3 protein-coding genes are annotated in these 2,782 nt (G+C 45.5%); 2 read left to right on the top strand and 1 reads right to left on the bottom strand.

All coding sequences use genetic code 11. From position 1 onward, the window contains the following. On the bottom strand, positions 1 to 418 hold a 418-nt coding region (gene ybaK, locus PGX78_RS07325; protein ID WP_270446212.1), incomplete at its 3' end, for a Cys-tRNA(Pro) deacylase. 123 nt (positions 419 to 541) lie between these two features. Here ybaK and PGX78_RS07320 point away from each other — a divergent pair. Beyond that, positions 542 to 1,342: a nitrilase-related carbon-nitrogen hydrolase gene (locus PGX78_RS07320; protein ID WP_270446210.1), complete on the top strand. Its 801-nt coding sequence runs from the start codon at positions 542 to 544 to the stop codon at positions 1,340 to 1,342. Then, positions 1,342 to 2,520 carry an amidohydrolase gene (locus PGX78_RS07315; protein WP_270446208.1) on the top strand — a complete coding sequence of 393 codons (1,179 nt, stop codon included), beginning with the start codon at positions 1,342 to 1,344 and terminating at the stop codon, positions 2,518 to 2,520. The genes PGX78_RS07320 and PGX78_RS07315 overlap by 1 nt, the downstream gene beginning before the upstream one ends. Positions 2,521 to 2,782: the final 262 nt, after the last annotated feature.

Genomic DNA, 2,782 nt, shown 5'->3' with positions numbered 1-2,782 from the left:
GAATCTGAAGTCCTCTTTGGCCGGCACTGATACTGAAAATATCAATAGAAAGAGCGGTTTCATCAATATACGTAGGGAAAAGTTTTTTCATACCTATAGGTGAACAGCCGCCGCGAATATAGCCTGTAAGATCCGAAAGCTCCTTAACGTGAATGAGATGAACGTTTTTATTGCCGCTTACATGAGCGGCTTTTTTTAAGTCAAGTTCCTTGTGGACAGGAATACAAAAGACGACGGGGCCCGTTACATTTCCCCGGCCGACGAGAGTTTTAAAAACTTTATCCGGCGGCATCCCTACCTCGGCGGCTGCATGGATTCCCGATAAGTCTTCTTCCGTGTATTCGTAAGTTTTTATGTCGTAAAGAATGTGATTCTTATCCAATATGCGCATGGCATTGGTCTTTTTAGTTTTACTCATGGATTTTTCTCCTTTAATATTCAATTTTACTATAGCACAGCCTACTGATCCTTGCTACCGTTGCATGCCCAAAAATCCTATCTTATAATACGAGTATATTCACTCGAAAAAGAAGGAGTATTTATGAACATCAAAATTGTGCAGTGTACGGCTGCCAAATGTGACTATGAAACAAATTATAAAAGAATTGAAGAGGCGACAAGTGAAGCTGTAAGTAGCGGTCATACGGATGTCCTTGTTTTTCCCGAAATGTGGAATACCGGATTTTATCCGGAATCATTGGAAACCGGTGCTGATGAGGACGGTAAGCAAACGAAAGCATTACTGGCAAAACTTTCTTCTCAATACGGTGTAAATATAGTAGGAGGCTCCGTAGCCGTACGAGAAGGCGCAGGCCTGTATAATCGCCTATATGCATTTAATCGTAAGGGCGAGGAGTTGGTTGCCTACGATAAGGTGCATCTGTTTTCTCCGGCTAAAGAAGATGAACGGTTTGAGGCCGGATCAGAACTTTGTAAGTTTGCGCTGGACGGTATACAGGCCGGGGCGGTTATTTGCTATGACTTGCGCTTTATTGACTGGGTAACGTTGACAGCTCAAGGGGCAGATATCCTTTTTGTACCTGCTTCCTGGCCTTTACCTCGAGTAGATCAATGGCGGCTTTTATGTTGTGCTGCAGCCGTTCAGTGCCAATGCTGGGTAGTCGGTGTAAATGCGACCGATGACGTACAGGGTAAAATCGGCGGCGGACATTCCTTAGTGGTTAACCCTTTGGGATATATAGAGACGGAAGCCGGCTCAGAGCGACAAATCTTATCGGCTTGCGTAGATACGAATTTATCCGGGGACGTGCGTAAACGCATACCCGTACAGACGGATCGCAGGGATGATATATATGAAAAAATAAGGCGAGGGATGAAATAATGAATCGGTACGATGAGTTAAAAAAATATATTGAAGAAAATGCGAAACTTGCCTATGACCTTAACTACGCCGTAGCAGCCGACCCGGAACTCTCCGGCTGTGAATACAGGGCTTGTGCCCGTTATGTAGAACTGTGCCGGCAAATGGGTTGGCCTGTAGAAGAGAACTTCACAAAACAGAAGACGGCTTTTCGAGCTGTTGTAACAAGACCTGAAAAAGCGGTGTTGAAAGTGGCTCTTCTGGCAGAATATGATGCCTTGCCGGATATAGGCCACGGCTGCGGGCATTCGGCTAACGGAGCAATGAGTTTCTTAGCAGCGGCAGCCTTGTCCAAAGTCAAAGACCTGCCCGTACAAATCGATTTAATCGGGACGCCGGACGAAGAGTTGCGCGGCGGCAAGGCTGTTATGGTTAAAGAAGGCGTATTTAAGGATTATGATTTAGCCCTTATGATTCATATATCGTCCGACCGGACGGAACCGAATTCGGAAGTATTGGCCTTAAGTTGCTATCGTGTCGTTTTTCACGGCCAAACGGCGCACGGAGCACACGACCCTTGGAAGGGAAGGAATGCACTGAACGGGGCTATGTTGGCTCTTCATGCCGTAGATATGTTGCGCCAGCATGTACGGCCTGAGACTCGTATCGGCACGTACATTGTGGACGGCGGGACGGCTTCAAACGTTGTCCCGGACCGAGCGGAGTTGGAATGCACTCTACGCTATACGTCACGCCCTTATCTAAATGAAGTCGTGGAAAAATTTATGAATTGTATTAAAGGGGCGGCCCTGGCAACGGAAACGACATATGAAGTGACTCCCGTGGGCTTGGATTTTGATGATATGGTATGGAATAAGGCGGCAACGGAGGTCTCGGCATCTGTTTTAACAGATATGGGAATTGAGTATATGATGTCTGACGGATCTAACGGCAGCTCCGATGTAGGCAATGTGAGTCATCAATGTCCCGCTCTGCAATTATATTTAGCGGCGGGCGATACTTATTATCCGGGTCACTCTCGGGAAATTGCAGCCATGGTTCAGGATAAAAAAATAGAACCGGTTCTTTCTTGCGGTGCCGAAATTATGGGCCGTATTATTTTGAAGCTGGCAACTGATGAAAAGAGTCGCCGTGCTGTAGCTGACGAGTTTGCCCGTACACAAGAGTCCCGAATATAATGTTGTAATTACAATGGACGGACCTTGTGAATATTCATATACTTGGACTATGATAATGATAAATTGTTTCAGTATAAAATATTTATATACAAGGAGAATTGAATATGGTACAGGCAGATGTATTTAAAGTAGATATTGAAAAATGTAAAGAACTGGTGCGTATTAAACGGGCCTATATAACGGGACAGATGTCATTTGACGAGGCCCGCAAGGAATTGACTTCCAGGTTTGATTCCGTAACGCCCGAAGAATTTGCTTACGG

This window comes from Megasphaera sp. AF13-6AC (genome assembly GCF_027685385.1).
Classification (GTDB): Bacteria; Bacillota; Negativicutes; order Veillonellales; family Megasphaeraceae; genus Megasphaera; species Megasphaera micronuciformis.
Note: the sequence above shows the minus strand (reverse complement) of the source record. Positions and strands in the feature narration are given on the sequence as shown.